The following is a 1,811-nucleotide window of genomic DNA, read 5'->3' as shown; positions in this document are numbered from 1 at the left end:
GTGAAGGCTGCTGTTGCCGCACAGCTGGAAAAACTCTCCCACACCTGTTTTATGGTGATGGGTTACGAGCCTTATGTGGCGGTGTGTGAAAAAATTAACGCTCTGGCACCCGGCAAGGATCAGAAAAAAACCGCCCTGTTTACCTCCGGTGCCGAAGCAGTAGAAAACGCCATCAAGGTGGCTCGTGCTGCTACCGGCCGTACCGGCGTGATTTCTTTTGGTGCTTCTTATCACGGTCGTACCCTGGCAACTCTGGCACTGACGGGCAAGGTAGCCCCTTACTCCACAGGCATGGGCTTGATGTCCGGCGATGTGTTCCGCGCCCTCTACCCCTGTGAGATCCATGGTGTCAGCACCGAAGATGCTCTGGCATCCATCCAGCGGATTTTTAAATTTGATGCCGAACCCACCGACATTGCTGCCATTATTCTGGAGCCGGTACAGGGTGAAGGTGGTTTCTACGTTGCACCCCCGGCATTCATGAAAGCCCTGCGTGAGCTCTGTGACCAGCACGGCATCCTGCTGATTGCTGATGAAGTACAAACCGGCGCTGGTCGTACCGGCACCTTTTTTGCCATGGAGCAGATGGGCGTGAGTGCCGACATCACCACCTTCGCCAAATCCATTGCTGGTGGTTTCCCCTTGTCCGGCATTGTTGGCAAGGCCGAGTACATGGACAAAATTGCACCCGGCGGCCTGGGTGGCACCTATGGCGGTAGCCCAATTGCCTGTGCCGCAGCACTGGCGGTACTGGAAGTGTTTGAGGAAGAAAAGCTACTGGATCGCAGCAATGCACTAGGCGCAACCATCACTGAAAACCTGAAAGCCCTCGCCAAAGACTACCCGGCAATTCGTGATGTACGCGGACTGGGTGCCATGGTGGCAATGGAAGTCTTCAAGGCGGATGGCACACCGGACAGTGAACTGCCCGGCAAAATCCTCACCAAAGCCCGTGAAAAAGGACTGATCCTGCTGTCCTGTGGTCTTTACGGCAACGTCATCCGTATTCTGGTGCCACTGACCGTACCTGACGAGCAACTGCAACAGGGTCTGAAGATCATTCGTGAGTGTTTTGCAGAACTGAGCTAACACTTTGGATGACATGCCCCTTGCACCATCAGGGCAAGGGGCGCAAGGCTCTTTTGCCATCGGCGGTCACTACAACCAGTCCTAACACCTTGTTAACCCATTTTAGCGATGAGCAGCCATGTATTCAGTGACTGCCTGCGCCAAAAGGCCTGAGCGCGACTCACCGTGCCTCTTTGCATAATGATCAACCGCGTTCAGCAGCCTTTCTGGAATCGTAATATTGACGCGCTTTGACTTAACAGAAAGCTTGGAAAGATCAATATCCACTAATGCCCAAACTCCACCAGAAAGCTCAGTGTTTTGCTGATGGGTTTCTATTGAAGAAGGAACTGGGATCGCCTCACCATCCAGCAACATCCCTTCTAAATGGCACTCAATTGCTTCTCGAGCCATCTCAATGGCTTCTTCCAGCGTATCACCAGCCGAAAAACAACCTGCCACATCAGGTACAGTGACACCAAAATCAGTACCTTTGTCTTTATGAATGACAATTGGGTATCTCATATTACCTCCAGTCCCAGCCTGCTTGGCGATAGATGCTGCGTACAGTCCCAATAGGCAAATCTTTTTTAGGGTGAGGAACAGTAACCTTGGCGGCATGAATAGGATGCTTGAACTGGTGATGATCACCTTTGACATGGTGGAGCACCCAGCCTTCGACCTTCAATCTTTTGATAATGTCTTTACTGTTCACGGATACACATTATACACATAGACACAGG

3 protein-coding genes are annotated in these 1,811 nt (G+C 52.0%); 1 reads left to right on the top strand and 2 read right to left on the bottom strand.

The window, feature by feature from the left end; translation table 11 throughout:
* On the top strand, positions 1 to 1,089 hold a 1,089-nt coding region (locus tag IBX50_RS20335), incomplete at its 5' end, for an aminotransferase class III-fold pyridoxal phosphate-dependent enzyme (RefSeq protein ID WP_292258212.1).
* 102 nt (positions 1,090 to 1,191) lie between these two features.
* On the opposite strand, the gene IBX50_RS20330 is transcribed toward IBX50_RS20335, so the two are convergent.
* Together IBX50_RS20330 and IBX50_RS20325 are read right to left on the bottom strand one after the other, a co-directional pair.
* The gene (locus tag IBX50_RS20330) at positions 1,192 to 1,593 is read right to left on the bottom strand and encodes a type II toxin-antitoxin system HicB family antitoxin (RefSeq protein ID WP_292258211.1); all 402 of its coding nucleotides are present in this window, start codon (positions 1,591 to 1,593) and stop codon (positions 1,192 to 1,194) included.
* 1 nt (position 1,594) lies between these two features.
* The gene (locus IBX50_RS20325; protein ID WP_292258210.1) at positions 1,595 to 1,783 is read right to left on the bottom strand and encodes a type II toxin-antitoxin system HicA family toxin; all 189 of its coding nucleotides are present in this window, start codon (positions 1,781 to 1,783) and stop codon (positions 1,595 to 1,597) included.
* Positions 1,784 to 1,811 lie beyond the last annotated feature (28 nt).

The organism is Marinospirillum sp., assembly GCF_014859565.1.
The sequence above is the reverse complement of the archived record's forward strand: the minus strand, read 5'-3'. Positions and strand labels throughout refer to the sequence as shown.